Below are 1,603 nucleotides of genomic sequence, written 5' to 3' on the forward strand. Positions count from 1 at the left end.
AAAATAAAAGTGTTTTAGAAGATAAAAGAAACATAATAATTGTTGTTTTGTCAATATTAATTCTTTTTATTACTCCGTTTGTAGCAAAAAATCTAAGTAGTGACAATATAAAATATAGTCTTAATATTATACAATACTCGCTGAATCGTCATTTGTCGACGTGGAATATCGTGTACACCAAAATAATATCAGTATTTTGGCTTGTATTACTTATCAGCTCATGCATCAGCATACGTAATTACTCAAAAATATGGTTGTGTATAATACTTATTTGTATAGTGTCAGTATGCAATAATCTAATTTTATTGTATTTTATTGATAAATCCCATCCTGCATGGTACATGACAAAATTTCTTGAATTGATATCAATGATTTATATCATTTCAACACTCATGTATTATGTTTTCAGGAAATTAAATCATGCTAATCATATGGCAATTCATGATCCACTAACGAATACATACAATAGAAGATACTTTATTGACTCATTGAAGAATATATCAAAACACCATGATTTCTCAGTAATAATGTTAGATATTGACAATTTCAAAAGCATCAATGACAAATGGGGGCATCATATGGGTGATCAAGTCATAGTAATGGTTACCAGAATAATAAAAAAATCCATCAGGAAAGAGGATATATTAGGGCGCTTAGGCGGTGAGGAGTTCGGTATTATCATTAAAGGTAATACTCAAAAGCTCTTGCTATCAATTGCAGAGCGAATCAGAAAAAACATTGAGGAGCAATGCTCGAAAAAATTATTATCGCATGGACCTGAGAAAATAACCGTCAGTATTGGTTGTTTTACTTCAAAAGAGAATAATCTCAGTCCATCTGAAATGTTAGTCAATGCCGATAAAGCGTTATATCAAGCCAAAAGAACCGGAAAGAACAAGGTGATAACTCACTCAAAATAAACACCTTTTTAAAATACAGCCCCAATAAACTGCAGAATATTATCCCATATAATATCCTGCAGTTCGTAATGCACTATTCGATAATGGGTCCTGTTGGCCATTCAATATCCGGTGCAGTTGATGTATCAACACGGTTCAGCAATACCCGATACTTTTTCCATGCTTCCAGCAACGAGATTTCTTCCTCCGTTGCAATTTCCAGATCTGCAGCATCCTGAAGCGGCGCAATATGCTCACTGGCTACCTGCATCAGGCTGTTTTTTGTTTCTTCCGCCTCCCGGATCCGGAACAGTTTTTCTGCTTCCGTATCCTTCACCCAGGCTGTGCCGTTCCACTTCTGATATTCCCCTCCCGGCGATAACCAGGTAACATTTTCCGGTAACGGACCGAGTTCAGAAATAAATAACGCGTCGCCGGAAGCCACGTCATAAACCGTTTTACCCCGATGATCTTCAACGAGATGCCACGATGCCTCATCACTGTTGAAAACAGCCACAAAGCCAGCAGGAATATCTGGTGGTGCAATATCGGTACTGTTTGCTGGCAGACCTGTATGAGGCGGAATATATGCGTCACCTTCACCAATAAATTCATTAGTTCCGGCCAGCAGATTATAAATTTTTATGGTCCGTGGTTGTTCACTCATTCTGAATGCCATTATGCAAGCCTCACAATATAGTTAA

General features: G+C 37.1%; 2 protein-coding genes. One reads left to right on the top strand and one right to left on the bottom strand.

All coding sequences use genetic code 11. The features are described from left to right. Positions 1-920 (top strand): sensor domain-containing diguanylate cyclase (locus EQY_RS0121540; RefSeq protein ID WP_000293658.1); only part of this gene is annotated, 920 nt, incomplete at its 5' end. A 73-nt stretch (positions 921-993) separates the two neighbouring features. Here the strand turns inward: EQY_RS0121540 and EQY_RS0121545 are convergent. Continuing rightward, a complete protein-coding gene (locus EQY_RS0121545; protein ID WP_001471251.1) occupies positions 994-1,578 on the bottom strand; it encodes a tail fiber assembly protein in 585 nt (194 codons plus the stop codon). Positions 1,579-1,603: the final 25 nt, after the last annotated feature.

It is taken from the genome of Escherichia sp. TW14182, from assembly GCF_000208525.1.
GTDB lineage: Bacteria > Pseudomonadota > Gammaproteobacteria > Enterobacterales > Enterobacteriaceae > Escherichia > Escherichia ruysiae.

What these genes read in the sequence shown, in the direction of transcription:
- EQY_RS0121545 (WP_001471251.1), bottom strand. Translation starts at nt 1,578, where the DNA reads ATGGCATTCAGAATGAGTGAACAACCACGGACCATAAAAATTTATAAT.